At 73.1% G+C, this 17,457-nt stretch carries 16 protein-coding genes and 2 pseudogenes; 9 read left to right on the plus strand and 9 right to left on the minus strand.

Annotation, left to right across the window (positions count from 1 at the left end; genetic code table 11):
* Window positions 1-18 precede the first annotated feature (18 nt).
* A complete protein-coding gene (locus tag CG747_RS19190) occupies window positions 19-1,863 on the plus strand; it encodes a phospholipase C (RefSeq protein ID WP_100602993.1) in 1,845 nt (614 codons plus the stop codon).
* Between the two features lie 93 nt (window positions 1,864-1,956).
* Here the strand turns inward: CG747_RS19190 and CG747_RS19195 are convergent, their stop codons facing one another.
* Window positions 1,957-2,649: a LysE family translocator gene (locus CG747_RS19195; RefSeq protein ID WP_257980526.1), complete on the minus strand. Its 693-nt coding sequence runs from the start codon at window positions 2,647-2,649 to the stop codon at window positions 1,957-1,959.
* Between the two features lie 109 nt (window positions 2,650-2,758).
* Here CG747_RS19195 and CG747_RS19200 point away from each other — a divergent pair, with 109 nt between their 5' ends.
* Window positions 2,759-3,535: a GIDE domain-containing protein gene (locus CG747_RS19200; RefSeq protein WP_100602994.1), complete on the plus strand. Its 777-nt coding sequence runs from the start codon at window positions 2,759-2,761 to the stop codon at window positions 3,533-3,535.
* Between the two features lie 21 nt (window positions 3,536-3,556).
* On the opposite strand, the pseudogene CG747_RS19205 reads toward CG747_RS19200, so the two are convergent.
* Window positions 3,557-4,620: pseudogene (locus CG747_RS19205) on the minus strand (PucR family transcriptional regulator).
* On the minus strand, window positions 4,542-4,706 hold the full coding sequence (locus tag CG747_RS51000; protein ID WP_374701794.1) for a hypothetical protein: 165 nt from the start codon (window positions 4,704-4,706) through the stop codon (window positions 4,542-4,544). Before CG747_RS51000 ends, CG747_RS19205 begins: the two are co-directional and overlap by 79 nt.
* 76 nt (window positions 4,707-4,782) lie before the next feature.
* Between CG747_RS51000 and CG747_RS19215 the strand changes: the two genes are divergently transcribed.
* Both CG747_RS19215 and CG747_RS19220 read left to right on the plus strand, forming a co-directional pair.
* Window positions 4,783-5,064: a metal-sensitive transcriptional regulator gene (locus CG747_RS19215; protein ID WP_100602995.1), complete on the plus strand. Its 282-nt coding sequence runs from the start codon at window positions 4,783-4,785 to the stop codon at window positions 5,062-5,064.
* 164 nt (window positions 5,065-5,228) lie between these two features.
* Window positions 5,229-5,891 (plus strand): TetR/AcrR family transcriptional regulator, encoded by a 663-nt coding sequence (locus CG747_RS19220; protein WP_219621488.1) that lies wholly within the window; start codon window positions 5,229-5,231, stop codon window positions 5,889-5,891.
* A gap of 4 nt (window positions 5,892-5,895) precedes the next feature.
* Here the strand turns inward: CG747_RS19220 and CG747_RS19225 are convergent, their stop codons facing one another.
* Together CG747_RS19225 and CG747_RS19230 are read right to left on the minus strand one after the other, a co-directional pair.
* Window positions 5,896-6,810: a PE-PPE domain-containing protein gene (locus CG747_RS19225; protein ID WP_100602997.1), complete on the minus strand. Its 915-nt coding sequence runs from the start codon at window positions 6,808-6,810 to the stop codon at window positions 5,896-5,898.
* 763 nt (window positions 6,811-7,573) lie between these two features.
* Entirely contained in the window at window positions 7,574-8,974 is a 1,401-nt protein-coding gene (locus CG747_RS19230; protein ID WP_257980552.1) for a DUF4334 domain-containing protein, read from the minus strand.
* Between the two features lie 282 nt (window positions 8,975-9,256).
* On the opposite strand from CG747_RS19230, the gene CG747_RS19235 reads away from it, so the two are divergent.
* The 3 genes from CG747_RS19235 to CG747_RS19245 are packed head-to-tail and all read left to right on the plus strand — an operon-like array spanning window position 9,257 to window position 13,043.
* On the plus strand, window positions 9,257-10,810 hold the full coding sequence (locus CG747_RS19235) for a prenyltransferase/squalene oxidase repeat-containing protein (RefSeq protein ID WP_180985603.1): 1,554 nt from the start codon (window positions 9,257-9,259) through the stop codon (window positions 10,808-10,810).
* A 43-nt stretch (window positions 10,811-10,853) separates the two neighbouring features.
* Window positions 10,854-12,188 (plus strand): cytochrome P450, encoded by a 1,335-nt coding sequence (locus CG747_RS19240; RefSeq protein WP_257980527.1) that lies wholly within the window; start codon window positions 10,854-10,856, stop codon window positions 12,186-12,188.
* Window positions 12,189-12,236: 48 nt separating this feature from the next.
* Window positions 12,237-13,043, plus strand: a complete 807-nt coding sequence (locus CG747_RS19245; protein WP_107490315.1) for an SDR family NAD(P)-dependent oxidoreductase — start codon at window positions 12,237-12,239, stop codon at window positions 13,041-13,043.
* A gap of 30 nt (window positions 13,044-13,073) precedes the next feature.
* On the opposite strand, the gene CG747_RS19250 is transcribed toward CG747_RS19245, so the two are convergent.
* Window positions 13,074-14,063, minus strand: a complete 990-nt coding sequence (locus CG747_RS19250) for a GlxA family transcriptional regulator (RefSeq protein ID WP_100603000.1) — start codon at window positions 14,061-14,063, stop codon at window positions 13,074-13,076.
* 207 nt (window positions 14,064-14,270) lie between these two features.
* On the opposite strand from CG747_RS19250, the gene CG747_RS19255 reads away from it, so the two are divergent.
* Window positions 14,271-14,861 (plus strand): cysteine hydrolase family protein, encoded by a 591-nt coding sequence (locus tag CG747_RS19255; RefSeq protein ID WP_100603001.1) that lies wholly within the window; start codon window positions 14,271-14,273, stop codon window positions 14,859-14,861.
* 92 nt (window positions 14,862-14,953) lie between these two features.
* On the opposite strand, the gene CG747_RS19260 is transcribed toward CG747_RS19255, so the two are convergent.
* Window positions 14,954-15,427, minus strand: a complete 474-nt coding sequence (locus CG747_RS19260; RefSeq protein ID WP_100603002.1) for a GNAT family N-acetyltransferase — start codon at window positions 15,425-15,427, stop codon at window positions 14,954-14,956.
* Window positions 15,428-15,553: 126 nt separating this feature from the next.
* Here CG747_RS19260 and CG747_RS19265 point away from each other — a divergent pair, with 126 nt between their 5' ends.
* Window positions 15,554-16,258 (plus strand): DUF2470 domain-containing protein, encoded by a 705-nt coding sequence (locus tag CG747_RS19265; protein ID WP_100603003.1) that lies wholly within the window; start codon window positions 15,554-15,556, stop codon window positions 16,256-16,258.
* An 18-nt stretch (window positions 16,259-16,276) separates the two neighbouring features.
* On the opposite strand, the gene CG747_RS19270 is transcribed toward CG747_RS19265, so the two are convergent.
* Window positions 16,277-17,056 carry an aminotransferase class IV gene (locus tag CG747_RS19270; RefSeq protein WP_100603004.1) on the minus strand — a complete coding sequence of 260 codons (780 nt, stop codon included), beginning with the start codon at window positions 17,054-17,056 and terminating at the stop codon, window positions 16,277-16,279.
* A gap of 89 nt (window positions 17,057-17,145) precedes the next feature.
* Window positions 17,146-17,445: pseudogene (locus tag CG747_RS51005) on the minus strand (ATP-binding cassette domain-containing protein); the annotation flags it as partial.
* Between the last annotated feature and the right edge of the window lie 12 nt (window positions 17,446-17,457).

Consider the following 17,457-nt stretch of genomic DNA (forward strand, 5'->3'; position numbering starts at 1 on the left):
CGGAGGATTGAGAACCAGATGGCCATCAGGGGAAAGACCCAAGCGATACGGATCGTAGGGGCCCTCACCGGCGCCGTGGCGCTCGCCGCACTGGGCGGGGGAGCCCCGGCCCTGGCGGCCGGCGGCCCGCACCCCGGACCCTCCGGAACCGCCACCCCCATCAAGCACGTGGTCGTCCTCTTCGACGAGAACATCTCGTTCGACCACTACTTCGCCACCTACCCCAAGGCCGCGAACACCGACGGGACGAAGTTCACCCCGTCCCCGAAGACCCCTCGGGACATCGACAACCTGCGCACCGCCGGGCTGCTCAAGCACAACCCGAACCAGTACCTCCCCAAGCGGCTCACCCCGCAGCAGGCCATGACCTGCGACCAGAACCACGAGTACGGCCCCGAGCAGTACGCCTACAACGGCGGCAAGGCCGACCAGTTCGTCCAGAACACCGACTCCGGCAAGTGCTCCGGCGGCCTCTTCGGCGAGCCCGGCCTGGTGATGGACTACTACGACGGCAACACCGTCACCGGCCTGTGGAACTACGCCCAGAACTACGCCCTCAACGACCGCTCCTTCGGCTCGGTCTACGGCCCCTCCACCCCGGGCGCCATCAACCTGGTCTCCGGCCAGACGCACGGCGTGATCTCCACCGACCCGGCCTCGGGCACCGAGAACCCCAAGCAGACCGCCAAGCCGGACGGTTACGCGGTCCAGTCGCCCGACGCCAAGGGCGTCGGCACGATGATCAACGACCCGGACCCGGCGTACGACGACTGCGCGAACAAGGACCACACCGGCAAGAGCGCGCTCGCCGCGATGCAGGGCCGCAACATCGGCGACCTGCTCAACGCCCGCAACGTCAGCTGGGGCTGGTTCCAGGGCGGCTTCCGGCCCAGCGCGGCGTGGGACGGCCAGCAGGGCCACTACGCCAAGTGCACCGGCACCACCCACGCCAACGTCGGGGGAGCGGCCGTCGTCGACTACAGCCCGCACCACGCCCCGTTCCAGTACTACAAGTCCACGGCCAACCCGCACCACCTGCCGCCCAAGAGCGTCGACGAGATCGGCCACGCCGGCCAGGCGAACCACAACTACGACCTGACCGACTTCGACGCGGCCCTGCGCGCGGGCAAGCTCCCGGCCGTCAGCTTCCTCAAGGCCCCCGCCTACCAGGACGGCCACGCCGGCAACTCCGACCCGATCGACGAGCAGCACTTCCTCGTCGACCAGATCAACCGCATCCAGCAGTCGCCCCAGTGGAAGGACACCGCCGTCGTCGTCGCCTACGACGACTCCGACGGCTGGTACGACCACGCCTTCGCCAAGCCGCGCAACGGCTCCAAGGACACCGGCGCCGGTTCCAACGGCAAGTCCACCGACGGCCCGGCCTGCCAGTCCGGCCCGGCGGCCGCCGGCGGCTACCAGGACCGCTGCGGCCCGGGCACCCGTCAGCCGCTGCTGGTCATCTCCCCGTACAGCAAGACCAACCACATCGACCACACCGCCACCGAGCAGACCTCGGTCATCAAGTTCATCGAGGACAACTGGCACATCGGCCGGATCGGCGACGCCTCCTTCGACGCCCGTGCCGGCGCGCTGACCACGATGTTCGACTTCCGGCACCCGAACGACAAGCAGGTACTGCTCAACGCCGACGGCTCGGTCAAGTCCGTCGGCCCGATCCGCCCGGTCAAGCCGGTCCGTACCAGCATCACCCCGGGCCCCGCGATGCAGAACACCGCGGCCGTCGACGACCGGTCCGGCTTCCCCGTCCTGCCCGTGGGCATCGCCGCGGCCGCGCTCGCGGCCGGCGCCACCGGCACCTTCTTCGCCCTCCGGCGCCGCAAGGAGCAGCACACGGCCTGAACCGGCCGACCCCCGGGCCCACCCCTTCGCGCCCGGCCGGACCACCGCCCCCATAGGGCGGCCCGGCCGGGCGCGGCAGTTGGGGACCGGGGCCTAGCCCCGTTCCGCGACCAGCAGGTTTGCGGCGAATCCCAGGAAGGCGAGGCCGCTGATCTGCTCCATGCGGCGCCGGAAGGCAGGGCGCCGGATCCGCTCGCCCAGGGCGGCGGCGGCCGCGGTGACGGCCCAGTACCACAGCGCCAGTTCGAGGACGTCGATCGCGGTGAGCAGCAGGGTCGGGCCGAACGCCGGGGTGTCGTGCGGGATGAACTGCGGGATCAGGCTCATATAGAAGATGCCGGCCTTGGGGTTGAGCAGATTGGTGCCGATCCCGGCCCGGAAGGCGGCCCGCCGCCCGTGCGCGGCCGTCCCCGCCGACGCTGCGGACGCCGGTACGGGGGTGGTGTCCGCGGCCGCGGCGTCCCCGGCCGCCCCGCTTCCCGCGCGCCGCCGGGCCTGCCACAGTGCCGAACCGCCCAGCCACACCAGGTAGAGGGCGCCGCCGATCCGCAGCACGTCGAAGGCGAGCCGGGACGCGGTCAGCACCGCCGTCAGGCCGACGGCGGTGGCCAGGCCCCACGCCAGACAGCCGGTCAGGATGCCGAGCGCGGCGGCCCGTCCGCCGGTCCGGCCGTGCGCCACGGAGGTGCGCAGCACGAGCATGGTGTCCAGTCCCGGTGTGACGTTGAGGAGCGCGGCGACACCGGCGAACCACAGGAGTGCGGTGAACATGTCATGCGTGAACATCCCGCGAGCCTAGGAGGTCGTCGTCGATCCGTCCCCGTGGTTGCCCCGCCACCCGTCGCCCCGGGTAGGGTCGCGCGACCGGAGGAGAACCGGACGGAGGGTGGATGTTGTGATCTGGGTGGGTCTGGTCGGCCTGGTGGTGGCGGCGTGCTGTGCGTTCCTGGCGCGTCTGGCGAACACCCGGGCCCGCGTGATGGAGCGCACCGAAACCGTCCCGGTCCAGGAACTCCGCGCCCTGCACGAGGCGGCCGCGACGGCGGCCGGCCCGGGGCACTTCCGCTACCGCTGCGAGGTGGTCGGCCAGGCCCGCCCGCACAAGGACGGCGTGCTCCGCTCCGAACTGGAGGGTCTGGAGTGCGTCTGGCACAGGCACAGGATCACCCGCAAGTACGAGGAGTCCTACCGGGACGGCAGCGGCAACCGCCGGCGCCGGACCCGCACCGAGGTGGTCTCCGAACACCGCAGCCCCACCGCGTTCTTCGTCGAGGACGCCACCGGCCGGATGGTGATCCGGCCCGGCGACGAGGACTTCATCGGCGCGGAGAAGGTCCTCGACCGGTTCGACCCGCACGCCCGTGACGGCAACCGCCTCACGATCGGCCCGCTCAGCCTCCACCTCGGCGGCGGCAGCGGCACCCTGGGCTACCGGCGGGAGGAGTGGATCGTCCGCCCCGGCAGCCGCTGCTACGTCCACGGCGAGGCCGGTGACGCCGGCGGTGGACTGGCCCTGGGCGCCCCCGCGGAAGGCGGCGTCTTCGTCCTCTCGGTCAAGTCCGAGGAGGAACTGCTGCGGGCCGAGAACAACCGGGTCCTCGGCTACGGCATCGGTTCCGGCCTCGCCGCTCTGGCCGGGCTGGTCCTCGTCGTCCTCGGCATCATCCGCTGAGACGGCCGCTCGCCGCGCCGCTCACAGTTCCCGGGCGGGCCAGTCCAGCAGCCGGGCGCCGATCACGGCGGTGTGCAGGGTGTACCGGTGTACCGGTGTACCGGATCGGCCGGATCCGCGCCGGTGAGCTGGTGCACCCGCGCCAGCCGATAGGTCAGCGCCCGCACGCTCAGCGACAGCCGCCGGGCCGCCTCCGCCGCTATGCACCCCGCGTCGAAATACACCGCCAGGGTCTCCAGCAGCGGCCCGGCCCCGCCCCGGGCCTCCCGCAGCGGCCCCAGCGTGCTGAGCACCAGGTCGGCCATGGCCTGCCGGTCCCGGGTGAGAACCGGGTAGACCAGCAGGTCGGCGGCGTACAGCACGGCGTCGCCGAGCCCCATCCGCTCGGCCGGCTCCAGCGCGTTGAGCGCCTCCTCGTAGGACTGGACGATGCCGCCGGCGCCGCCGTGCGTGCGGCCGACCGCCACCCGGCCCCCGCCGGTGGCGGTGTGCGCCTCCCGCGCGAAGCACGCCGGCACCTCCGCCGGATCGCCCGGCGCGATGCAGATCAGCCGGCCTTCCTTCGTGGTCAGCAGCGGCTGCCGGTCCCCGAACCGCCCCACCAGTGCCTGCTGCACCCGGCGGGCCACCGGGTCGGCCTCCGCGCAGGCCTCCGAGCCCTCGGCCACCGCGACCGCGTGGGCGTGCGAGAGCCGCAGCCCGAAACGTTCCGCCCGCTCCGCCAGCCGCCCCAGGTCGCTGCCCCCGTAGAGCAGGTCGTCGATGAACTCCCGCCGGGCGGCCTCCTCCTGGCGCACCGCGAGGTGCTGGGCGCGCTCGTAGCCGCCGGCCAGTGCGTCCACCGCCTGGGCCAGCGCGGCCAGTGCGCTGTCGGCCGTCGCCGACGCGGACCGTGGCCAGGCCGCCCGGGCGACCGCGAGGTGCGCATCGACCAGGGCCCGCAGGCTGTGCCCCTCCTCGGCGGCCCGTTCCCCGGCGGCGCGGCGCGCCTGGAGTTCGTCGCGATTCAGCCGCCGCCCGGTCCGTGCCACATCGGCGAGGACCCCCGCATACCCGGCCAGGAATTCCTCTGGCCGGAGGCGTATGCGCCGGGGGTGCGCACGTCGACGACGGTGAGCTCGGCCAGGCGCGTGCGGGCCTGGTCCGGGGTGAGTTCGGTGGCTGCGCTCATGGAGATCGTTCCGTTCTCGTGGGTGGTGCCCCCCCACAGGTAGAATACCCATAGGGGTATATCGAGGGGAGTTGCTGTGGAACTGGCGATGGCGGCCGAGGAACTGAAGAAGGTGGTCAACCGGCTGCGCCGGGCCCAGGGGCAGATCGCCGGGGTGATCAGGATGATCGAGGAGGGGCGGGACTGCGAGGAGGTGGTCACGCAGCTCGCGGCGGCCTCCCGCGCGCTGGACCGGGCGGGCTTCGCGATCATCGCCACCGGTCTGCAGCACTGTCTGACGGACGTGGACCCGGCCGCCCCCGAGGACCGCGAGCGGATGCGGGCCCGTCTGGAGAAACTGTTCCTCTCGCTGGCCTGAACGGAGGGTCTGGCCTGAACGGACGGTTCCGTACCCGGGCCCGGGGCGGGCGGGCTCCGGGGTGCCACCCGGCGCGCGGACCCGGTCGGGCACCATCAATGGGGTGGCCGCGGTGGCCACCGGGCGGCGCCGCGTGCCCGATCGGACGCCAACTGGAGGAAGCAGTGGCCGAGTCCCTGCGGAACACCGCGCGGCCCGGGCCGCTGCCCAACGGCCGGCACCACCTCAGCCGCGCGGAGGTGGTGGCGTCGCAGCGGAAGCGGATGCTGGCCGCGCTCGCCGAGGCGATGAAGGACAAGGGGTACGCGGGGACCTCGGTCGCCGAGGTCATCCGGCGCGCCGGCGTGTCGCGGGAGACGTTCTACCAGCAGTTCCGGTCCAAGGAGGACTGCTTCGTCCAGGCCCTCGACGCCGCCACCGACCAGCTGGCGGGCCTGCTGGAGACGGCCTGGCAGTCGGCGGACGGCTCCCCGGAGGCGACCCGGCCGGTCGCGCCGGAGGAGACCTTCCGCCGACTGCTGCGCCTCTATCTGCACACCCTGGCCGAACGGTCCGCCTTCGCGCGGCTGTTCCTCGTCGAGGTGTACGCCGCCGGGCCCGAGGCGATGGCCCGGCGCACGGCGTGGCAGGGACGGTTCGCGGACGCCATCGCCGAGATCTTCGGCGGGGGCGCGGCGGGCGGTGCGGACGAGCGGCGCTTCGACTGCGAGGCCCTGGTCGCGGCCGCGGCGCACCTGGTGACGATGCGTCTGGTCGCGGACGACGTGCAGGGCATCCGCGGGTTGGAGGAGCCGCTCGTCCGGCTCGCCGTACGGCTGCTCGGCTGAGCGGTCAGCCGGCCGCGGGGAGCCAGGCGGCGTTCCCCAGCTGGTTCCGCAGGGCGGCGGGGAGCAGGGGCGTGAGCAGTGTGCGGTAGCCGGCGACCTGCTGCCGGCTCTCGGCGAGGTTGTTCTTGAACAGCTCGCGGGGCGTCTTGCTCGGGATCGGCAGCCCCGGGCCGCAGATCGGGATCTTCGGTGCCTGGCGGTTGAGTTGGTCGCCCCCGCCGGAGACGGCGTGCGGGTCGATGGCGTAGCCGTGGTCGCCGGTCAGGTAGCCGACCACGCCGTTGGCGAAGCACGCCAGGTTCGTGATCACGTTCTCGGAGTAGCAGATGCCGTCGTTGGTGTTGCAGATCTCCTTGACCGTGAGGTCGCCGAAGCCGCGCGGTCCCTTCATGGTCATGCCCGGCAGGATCGTCGGCAGGTTGGTCTCGATACCGCCCGGGCCGCCGCCCGCGCCGGGCCGCCGGGGATCGCCGTAGAGCACCCCGTTGATCTGGTTGTGCGGCACGGCGTTGCTGCCGGAGAGGGCGGCCAGCTCGTCACCGGCGACGATGGCGCCCTGCGAGTAGCCGGCGATGGTGAGGTGACTGGCCCCGCAGGCGCCGTGGAACTCCTTTACCGCGCGGTCGAGTTTGGCGATGCCCTCGGCCACGGAGTCGTCCAGCGACACGGTGTCGCCCGGATACGGGGCGATCGACGCCGAGTAGTGGATCTTCGTGAAGCCCACGCCCTGCGGGAGCTTGGCGTTGCTGGCGTCGTAGACCACCGCATCGCGATCGAGGTGCCCGCCGACCTCGAAGAGCATGGTGTTCGGGCAGTCGGCCCGCGGCTGTGCCTGTGGGGCGGCCACGGCTTGCGGCATGCCCAGCCCCAGGACGGGCAGTGCGGCAAGTGCCGCGAGGAACGATTGTGCCTTTCGCATGTGCACCTCGGCTCCAATTGGCTTGGCTGGAACGGGAGTTCCGGCTCAGTGCGACGCCAAAGGTAGCGCTGGGCGAGGTTCTGCGAACAGCGACGTTCGTGAAAGTACGGTGTGCGCGCGGGGCGTGTTGTGGCGGTGCGGAGCGCGCCGGGGAGGTCTGCCGGGGGAGCCGAATGTGCGGAACCGCTGCTGGTGCCTGGTGGCCGGGAGTCGACGGACGGACTCTGGTTGTGAACGTCGTGCGATGCGGGGCGGGGCGGGAATTTCCGGAGCCGGAAGTTCCGGGCGGCGTGGAAGGCGACGGCGCGGGCCGGAGGTCCCGATCCGCGCCAATAGGCCCTCGGGTCGAGGTCGTTGGGGAGTCCCGGTGAGCGCCACGAGGCGCCGGGAGGGCGCGCGAGGGCGGCGACCAGCCCCGCCTCGGGCCGCCCGGCGCGCTGCCCGGTGGGGCTGTTGCCGCCGCACGCCCTCTGGGAGGATGCCGGCATACGGGAGTGCGGGGCGCGCCGGGGCCCGACCGAGCCCGGGGACCCTCGCCCGCGTGGCACGGTCCGGGGCGGCGGCCGATGCGTGATGCCTGATGCGCGACGCCGTGCTCCGCTTCGCTCCCGGCCGCTACCGCACCAACAGCGAACTCCTCGAACTCACCCCGTGGCTCATCCCGTTGGCCTGATCCCGCCGCCGTCCGCACCGGCTCGTCCGGATCGCCCGGTTGGTGGGCGCGGTGCGTCGTCCGGCGTGCGGGACCGCGGAGAGCGGCCCGTCACCCGCCGTCGCCGGGCGGTCCGGGCACCGGCCCGGGTACGCGGGTGAGGTGGAAGAAGAAGTCCGCGGGCTCGCCCTTCTTGTCCATCACGCACAGCAGCACGTCGTCGGTGAGCCGACGGAAGTGGTCGACGATGGGCAGCTGGTCGTAGACCATCGCCGTGGACTGCTTGCCGCGGAAGACCACCTCGCGCAATGTCGCGAGGCCCATCTCCTCGAACGAGAAGACCGCCCCCTGCTCGTCCCGGCACAGCAGGGGTTCCACGTGATCGGCGTCGGCGAACCGCTTGCCGTACCAGCGCATCTGCGCCAGCAGCGCGGCGTTCTCGCTGGTCCGCTCGAACCCGCCGCCCTGCCAGGTGCCGAGGAGGAGCGCGGTGTCGACCGGTTCGAGCCGGTCGAAGAGCGCGGCCAGCCGCGTGCCGTCGTACTCCCCTCCGGACGCGATGACGTCCAGGACTTCCTGTTCGATGCCCATGGGCGGGGCCTCCTTCGGCCGGCGGACGAACGGGGTGTGCCGGGTGCGCGCGGTGCCGCCCGGTCCGCCCGGCAGGGGACCGGAGACCGCCCGACCGGGCCGTACGGGGTCGAAGCGGTGGTACATCCGCGCATGCCAGAGCACCACCCGCTCCAACGCCACCGCGGAACCATACCCGGCCGCGGTGAGCGGAGCCAGGGCCCGCCGGCAGGCGTCGAGCGCCGCCTCGGCCCGCTCGTGCGCCTCCTGTTCGCTCAGGCCGAGGGCGAGGGCGTCGACCTTCCCCTCCTGCTGTTCCCGGTGGTGGCCGCGCAGATCGTTGAGCAGCCGGATGGTGATCGCGGCCTGGCGCAGCGCGCCGAGCAGTACGGGGAGGCGCCGGGGCAGACCCGGTTCGTCCATGAGGGCCCACAGGGCGGTGACCTGCTGTTCCACGCCGATGGTCCAGGCGCCGTGCGTCAGGTAGTCCGTCAGCCGGGGTGCCCCGCCACCGGCGGCCGTCCTTCGCGCCGCCGCGCGTTCGCGGTCCATGCCCCGCAGGGTCTGGTGCATGCTCTCCCGCCAGTGGGCGAGGAGTTCGGGCCTGCCGTGGTGGTGCAGGTCCGCGGCGATCTCCGCCAGTGCGCGGGTCATCGGATCGACGCTGTCGCTGCCGTTCTCGTGTCCGGCGAGGACCCGGTGCCAGGTCCGGACGCGGGCGTCCGTCGCGTCCGGACCGACGGAGTCCGATGCATTCCGGTCATCCGGTGCGTCCAGGACGTTGTCGATCGCCATCAGCCAGACCGTGAGCCGGGAGATCTGATAGCAGGTCTCCGAGGGCAGCCACGGGGTGAAGAAAGCGGTTTGAAGGCACATCACGGGGACGAGCGCGGTGCTCACGGGCAGCCCGAGCCCTTTGAGCCAGATCTCCAGCCGCGGCATGTTCTGCAAGGCGGCGGAGCATGTGTCCGCTATGGAAACGATCTCCCGGGGAGGATGGCAGGCAGGTCGCGAAGTGTCCACGCCGACAGGCTACGTCCGGCACCTCGCACCCCGCCCGGCATGTCCGTGACGCATGGACCCATGCGTACGCGGCGGAGGCGACGGCGGGACCGGCGGGGCCGGGACAGGCGAAACGGAACCCGGAGAAGCCGAAGCGAAACCAGGAGAAGCGGAGGCTCGATGCCGAACGGACACGCTCAACCCGCCTTATCGGACGCGCACTTGTCGTCGGCACTCCTGACGCGCATGCACCGCGCCGCCGACCTCGCCACCCGGCACATCCTCACCACCCAGCGGGACAACGGCTCCTGGCTCGCCGTCCCCGACCCCCGCATCACCGAGACCGCACTGTGCACCCTGGCCCTGGCGCGCTCACCGATCCCCGGTGCCGCCCGCGCCGCCGAGCGGGGCAGGGCGTGGCTCGCCACCGCCGCCCCGCAGCGCCACCATCCGGTGGCCCAGGCCGTGGAGACCGCACTGCTCTCCCTGGCCCTGGACACCGGTGAGGCCGTCGACGTCGGCCACCCCGCCTTCGCGGACCGGGCCTTCTCGGCCCGCGCCAGGCTCCTCCAGGTGGTCGCCCTGCACACCGCCCGACCGACCCGTGGCGGCGCCGGACCCGCCGCACTGCGCGCCAGGCTGGCCGCCGCCGTCGCCGCTCCGGAGCGGCTCAAACGCTGGACCCAGGTGGAACTCTGGTCCGCGCACGCCCTGGTGGAGATCCACTTCGGCGACCGGATGTCCGCCCGGCGCGCCGCCCGCATGATCGCCGACCAGCAGTCGCCGTCGGGTGACTTCTTCGCCAACCCGGTCACCACCGCACTGGCGGCGCTCGTGCTCCAGGCAGCCGCCCCCGGCACGGCCGCCACCCGGCGCTGCGCGGAGCACCTGCTCGCCGGTCAACTGCCCGACGGGACCTGGCGCTTCGTCACCAGTGATGTCTGGGACACCGCGCTGACCCTGCGGGTCTTCCAGGGTGCCGCGGCCTTCGACCACCACGGGTTACCGGCCGCCGTGGCGTTCCTGGCCGCGGCACAGAACCCGGACGGTGGATGGCCGTACCGCTCGGGCGTCGAGTCCGACAACGACACCACCGCGGCCGCCCTGATCGCCCTGGCCGGAGCAAGCGGCGCGCCCGGTACGGTGATCCGGGCCGGGCTGCGGCACCTGGCCGGGCAGCAGACGCCCGACGGGCTCTGGCGGACCTGGCAGTCCGCGGGCGACCCCCCGGTGGACGATGTGATCGCCCATGTCGTCACCGCGTTGGACCGCCACTCCGGCCGCCATCGGATACCGCTGGCCGCGGCGCGTGACTGGCTCACCGGGCGCCGCGCCGAACAGGGGCGTTGGCATGCCGGGTGGTACCAGGGCCCCGCGTACGCCACCGCCGAGGTGCTGCCGGCGCTCGACGCGGCAGCCCACGAGGGCGGCCACCCCGCGGCCCGGGCGCTGGCCGAAACCCGTAACCCCGACGGTGGTTGGCCCGTCGAGACGGGCGGCCCGAGCACCCCTGCCACCACCGGGCTGGCGCTCGCCGCCCTGGAACGCGGCGGTGTCCTCGACGACGCACACTGGCTTCCGGGGCTCGGATACCTCGTGGACACCCAGTGCGCGGACGGCACGTGGCCGGGGGTGCCGCTCATGTACGGCCCACGCCCGCTCCTGGCGCACTTCCCCACCCAGAACCATGCGCTCGCCGCCGAGGGGCTCTTCGCGGGTCTGCGCCGCCTCCACGCCGCTGCGGGCGCCGCCGCTCCCGCGCACGAGGCGGACTGACGTGCGCCCGGCCGCCAGGCGAAGCGGCATGGACAGGAGCGGTATGAGGAGGGCCCCCTTTGCTCCGGGGCGGGTGCCGCTGATGGGGCACGCCCTCGCCCTGCACCGTGACGGGCTGCGCTTCCTCTGCGAGCTGCGGAACCACGGCCCGGTGACGAGGATCTCCATCGGACCGCGACCGGTGCACGTCGTCAACACCCCGGAGATCATCCGGGAGTTGCTGACGGTGCAGGCCCGTGCCTTCGACAAGGGCGCGATGTTCGACGCCCTGCGCGTGCCGCTCGGCGACGGGCTGATCACCGCCGCCGGCGACCGCCACCTCAGCCACCGCAGGCTGGTGCAACCCGCCTTCCACCGCGACCGGATCGCCCGCTACGCGCACATCATGGCCGAACGGTCCCGGGCCCGGGCCGACGGCTGGGAGCCCGGCACCACGCGCGATCTGGTGCCGGAGATCCACCGTCTGACCCTCGACATCCTGCTGCGCACGCTCTTCGCCGACCCGCGGGACCCGGCCCTGAACGCCGCCGTCGAGGACTGGCTGTCCGTCAAATACCACTCGATGCGGCTGGCCCTCTCCCCGCTGCACGCCTGGGCCGAACGCCTTCCGCTGCTGCCGGGGTGGCGGCCGCCGGACGCCGGTCCGCTGCAACGCCTGGTCGACGTCCAGCGGCGGATCATCGGGACCTACCGTGCCGACGGGCGCGACCGCGGCGATCTGCTGTCGATGCTGCTGCTCGCGGGCGGACCGGAGGGCGGGCTGACCGACGCCGAGGTGACCGACGAACTGATCACCCTCTTCCTGGCCGGGACCGGCACCGTCAGCGCGTCCCTGGCCTGGGCGCTGCACGAGATCTCCCGCCGTCCCGCCGTCCAACGGCGGATCCACGACGAACTCGACACCGTCCTCGGCGGGCGGCCGCCCCGTTTCGAGGACCTGCCTTCGCTGGTCTACACGCGGCAGGTGCTGACCGAGGTGCTGCGGCTGTACCCGCCGTCGTGGCTGCTGATGCGCCGCGCGGTGCGGCCGGTCACGCTCGGCGGCGTCCGGCTCGCCCCGGGCGACGAGGTGTTCTTCAGCCCGTATGCCCTGCACCGCGATCCGCAGCTGTACGAGGACCCCGGGCGTTTCGCCCCCGACCGCTGGCCGGCCGACGCCGCCGCGAAGGCGCCGCGCCACACCTTCCTGCCGTTCGGAGCGGGCAGCCGGCTGTGCGTCGGCGAGGACTACGCCTGGACCGAACTGACCCTGGCGCTGGCCGCGTTCACCGCCCACCGCCGCCTGGAACCGGCCGGTTCCACGCCCGTACGGCCCCTGGTCGGCACCGTCCTGCGCCCGGACCGACTGCCCCTGACCGCACGGGCCCGCACCGCCTGACCTCCCCACCGCCACCCGCCCGCCCCTCTTCCCCGGCAGGAGCCGCAGATGCCCGCACCCGCCCCGCCGTCCGACGGCACCGCGCAGCCCCGCCTGGAGTCCGGGGAGCCCGGTCGGCTACGGGACCGGGTCGCCCTGGTGACCGGCGGCGCCTCCGGGATCGGCGCGGCGTGTGCCGCGCGCCTGGCCGCGGAGGGCGCGGTGGTGGTCGTCGCGGACCTCGACGAGGACGGTGCGCACCGGGTGGCCGGGCAGATCGCCGCGGCCGGCGGTACGGCCCTGCCCCGCCGGATGGACGTCACCGACCCGGACGGCGTCGCCCGGGTCGTCACGGACGCCGCCGCCCTGCGCGACGGCCTGCGGATCGCGGTCAACAGCGCCGGAGTCAACGGCCCGCTCGACCCACTGGCCGACCTCTCGCCCGCCGACTTCGACAGCGTGCTGAAGGTGAACCTGTACGGCGTCTTCCACGCGATGCGCGCCCAACTGCCCGCCATGGCCCCTGCCGGCGGCGTCATCGTCAACCTCGCCTCCGTGGCGGCGCATGCGGGCTTTCGCCGGCACGCCGCCTACGCCGCCGCCAAGCAGGGGGTCCTCGCCCTGACCCGGACCGCGGCCCGGGAGTACGCCGAGCACGGCATCCGGGTGCTGTCCGTGTCGCCGGGCATCGTCGACACCCCCATGGTCACCTCGCTGCCGCCCGGCGCCACCGACGGTCTGCTCTCCGCGATCCCTCTGGGGCGCACCGCCCGGCCCGCCGAAGTCGCCGCGTTCATCGCGTACCTGGTGTCCGACGACGCCTCGTACCTCACGGGCAGCGACCATGTGGTGGACGGCGGCTACCTGGCCAAGTAGCGCACCGGGAGGCCGGATCGCCGCTGCCCGCTAGACGGACGTCCGGAAGCGGTTCCGGTATGCGGTCGGTGTCGTGTCGAGCTTCCGGCGGAACGCGCGGACGAGGGTGTCGGTGGTGTTGAATCCGCAGGCGGACGCGATGCGTTCGAGGGTGTCGTCCGTGGATTCCAGTCGGTTGCGGGCGGCCTCCACCCGGGCCGCTTCGACGTAGGCGGCGGGCGTCATGCCGAGTTCGGTCTTGAAGATGCGGGTCAGCTGCCGTTCGCCGACCCGGGCGTGGGCGGCGAGAGCGGAGACGGTGAGGCTCTCGGCGATGTTGCGGGTGATGTGGTGGCGGAGCTCGTCCATCCGCCGGGTGGTCGAGACGGGTTCCATCGGGACGCTGAACTGGCTCTGTCCGCTGGGACGTTTGAGGTACATCACGAGCTGCCTGGCGACGCGCAGGGCGGCGGCCTCGCCGAAGTCCTCGGCCACCAGGGCGAGCGACAGGTCCAGGCAGGCGCTGATACCCGCGCCGGTCCACACGTCGCGGTCGCGGATGAAGATCGGATCGGCGTCGACCTCGATCGAGGGGTGTTCGGCGGCGAGTTGCTGCGCGGTCGACCAGTGGGTCGTGGCGCGTCGGCCGTCGAGGAGTCCGGCGGCGGCGAGGATGTGCGCTCCGACGCAGACGGAGGCGACGCGCCGGGTCCGCCCCGCGAGCGTCCTGACCCAGTCGACCACGGCGGGGTCGGTGCGGGCGCGGATGCGGCGTTCGCCGTCGACCTCGACCGAACCGGGAACCATCAGGGTGTCGATGCTCCTCTTGGACACCTCGTGGAAGGTGGTGTCGGGGAGGACGCGGACCCCGGCGAAGGTCGTGACGGGGTCCATGGTTTCGGCGGCCAGGGCGACGCGGTACCCCGCCGCGTCGTCCAACTCGCGTCGCAGCAGGGCGAACACCTCCGGCGGGCCGGTGACGTCCAGCAGGTCGACGCCGTCGAAGAGGACGACGACGATGAACCGTTCGGTGCTGCTCAAGGGGGCTCCGTCCGGCCGGCGACGGCAAGGGCGACGGCGATGCGAGGGGCGTGAGCGGAAGTGCGCGAGGGGAAGGGTGACGCCTCGCGGATGTCCGTATCTGCAGGTTACATGTCATTGCCGACATGTGCGGTGGCTCCTAGCGTGGGAGACGGCCACCGCGTGCTGGCCCTGACGAATCGACATGCAGCCCGAGGGGACACTTCCATGCCTACGACCACCCTGCGCGAACTCAACGGTCTCGACCAGACTCCGGCCTCGCTGGCCGACGCGACCCTGATCCTGGTCGACTACCAGAACACCTACACCCGCGGCGTGATGGAGCTGACGGGGTGGCGGCCCGCCCTGGACGCCGCCGCCGCGCTGCTGGCCGACGCCCGGGAGGCCGGCGCGAAGGTCATCCACGTGATCCACGACAGCGGGGAGGGGTCCGCGTACGACATCCGGGCCGAGATCGGCCAGATCCACCCCAGTGTGGCGCCCGTTGACGGTGAGCATGTCGTCGTGAAGGGCGCTCCCGACTCGTTCGTCGGCACCGATCTGGGGGAGCGCGTCGACGCCGCCGGCAACCAGGACGTCATCGTCGTCGGATTCATGACCCACATGTGCGTGACCTTCACCGCGCAGGGCGCCTTCCTGCGCGGCAACCGGCCCACCGTGGTCGCCGACGCCTGCGCGACCCGGCCCCTGCGGACGGCGGTCGCCGAACAGCCCGCCGACCAGATCCACCACGGTGCCCTCGCCACGATCGCCGACCTCTACGGGGTGGTCGTCCCCACGGCCGCGTCGTTGCGCTGAGCGCCGGCCCGGCGGGCGAGGCGGGAACGGGGCCCGCCGCACCCTCGTGCCGGTGCGGTGGGTCCCGCGCCGGCACGCCGGGCCGACGCGGTCTACCGCGGGCCGTCCGCCCGCCAGCGCAGGGTCATGTCGGGCAGCGACTCCATGTTGCGGCTGCCGTCGTTGGTGTCGACCACCGTGAAGCCGTGCCGTTCGTAGAACGCCCGCGCACCGGTGTTCTGTTGGAAGACGAACAGCGACACCTCGCCGGGGCTGTCCCGCTTGACCTCGTCGAGGAGCAGCGTCCCGATGCCCTGGCGCAGGACGTCCGGGCGGAGGTAGAGGTCGTGGAGCTCGCTGCCCTCGGCGGCGGCGTAGCCGACGATCTCGGTGCCGCGCACCGCGACCCACGTCCGGTACCGGGTCAGCACCAGGTCCCGGATCCACTGGGTCACCTCGTCGTGGTCGTGCTGCTGCGGAGGCAGGTACGGCATGGTCGCCGCCCGGGAGGCGAGGTGGATATGGGCGACCGGGGCCGCGTCCGCCGCCTCCGCGCGCCGGATCACGATCGTTCCGTCGAGAGTCATCGCAGGAACGTACCGCGGAGGGGGCGCGCCCGCCCGGCCGGGGCTCCTTCGCATGCCGGGGCGGGAGGTGTAAGTTAGGTTAGGCAAACCTAAGTAGCCCTCCCCGGTCGCCCCTGGAGAACCCGGATGCGTCTTTCCCGTGCCCGTGCTGGTACCCCGACCGCCGCCGAGCGTGTCTGCTCGATCCTGGCCGCCGCGCACTCCATGACGGTGGTGAGCGACGGGCACCACACCGAACTGCGGCGGCTCGACGGCACCGGCGCGATGGGCCACTTCCACCTGCACGCCCCGTGCCGGCGCGACGGCGGCCAGGCGGCCGGGCGCGTCCCGGTCCGGCTGGAACTCACCGACATCGCGCCCACGTCCGTGCGCGACCGCCTGCGGGCCCGCGTCACGGTGGCCGGGCTGCTGGCCGCCCCGTACCGCCCGGATTCCGGGAAGGGCACCTGCATGGAGTTCGGCCAAGCGGTCCTCGAAGACGCCGAGGGGCGCACCTACGTCACCTTCGAAGCCCTGGAGGCCGCGGAACCCCACCCCGTGGCGACGAGCGAGGCGGGCATGCTGACCCACCTCGTCGACCACCACGCCGAACTCGTGCCGCTGCTGCTGCGCCTCGTCCGCCCGCTGCCGGCAGCCGGCGTGCGGCGCGTGCTCCCGGTGCGGCTGGACCGCTACGGCCTGACCCTGCGACTCGAATACGCGCACGGCCACCGCGACGTCCGGCTGCCGTTCACCACACCGCTCACCCGCGTCGACCAGGCCGGCCCCCGGATCCACGCCCTCGCGGCCGCGGCGCGCCGCCTCTCGCACAGCGGCCACCTGCTGACCTGAGCCGCCCGAAGGCCCGGCTCAGAGGCGGTCGTCGGGGAGGTCCAGATAGCGCTGCCGCAGTGCGTCGAGCATCGGGTGCGCGGTGTCCAGCGGCACGTCGTCGACGGCGGCGAGGGGCCGCACGCCGATCGCCGTATTGGTGGCGAACGCGGCGCGAAATTCCGGGAGTTCCGTGCGCGGAACGGGGCGCCGCCGCCATGTGTGCACGGCTTGGAGCAGGCGCATGGTCACCCCCGGCAGCACCCGCGCCGCCGGCCAGACGACGCGATCCCGGGCGTCGATGAAGGCGACGTTCCACGTCGCGCCTTCGGCCAGCAGGCCGGTGTCCGGCTCGGTGAACAGCGCGTCGTCGAAGCCGGCCCGCTGCGCGGCCCGCCGGGCGGCCAACTGCCCGAAGAGTCCGACGTGTTTCACCTCGGGCAGCTCCCGCTGGTACGCGACGGTGGTGACCCGCAACGGTGACGACGCGTCCCCCACGGGACGGCAGGTGACCAGGAGGCGCGGCTCGGCGTCGGCCCCGGGCCGCGCCACCCCCAGTCCGGGGTCGAACGCCGTCACCCGCACGGCCAGCGAACCCGTCCGCCCGTCCACCGCCTGCGTGATCAGGTCGCGGATCCGCACGCGGTCCAGCGCCGCGTCGAACACGGTCCGGCAGTCGGCCTCCAGGCGGTCCAGGTGCAGTGACAGCCCCTTGACGCGCCCGTCGTCGACGCGCAGCGTGGTGAAGTGCCCGAAATTGGTGAGCGCCAGTGCCTTGAGCTCATCGACACCGACCGGTTCGCCGTTGAGGTAGTCCATCGGGTCAGTCTGGCATCGGCGCCGGGGGCGCGCGGCGACTGGGAGGCCAGGGCGATGTGCCGGGCGGCCTGACGTCTGGTCGGCCGCCGGAGGTCGTGGGCGTCGGCCGGCACCGTTCCGGAGTCCGGTCGGTGCAGGCGGGCGACGGCCCGCAGCAGAGTGGACTTCCCGCAGCCGGGGCCCACGATCGCGCGATGAGGCCGCCGACGCCGACCGCGATGCCGGCCAGGGCCACGGCGAGCGCGACGGCCCGTACGCGGCGCAGGTCCCCCCCGAGGCGGGCGGCCAGGTCGTCGGCGGAGCGCAGGAGTTGCAGCCGGTGGCCGGCAGCCAGGCGGAGCGACACCGTCACCACCGGCGCGAACCCCAACCACGTCACCGTGGCCCACGGCACGGCGTTC

Source organism: Streptomyces sp. CB02959, from assembly GCF_002803155.1.
Lineage (GTDB): Bacteria > Actinomycetota > Actinomycetes > Streptomycetales > Streptomycetaceae > Streptomyces.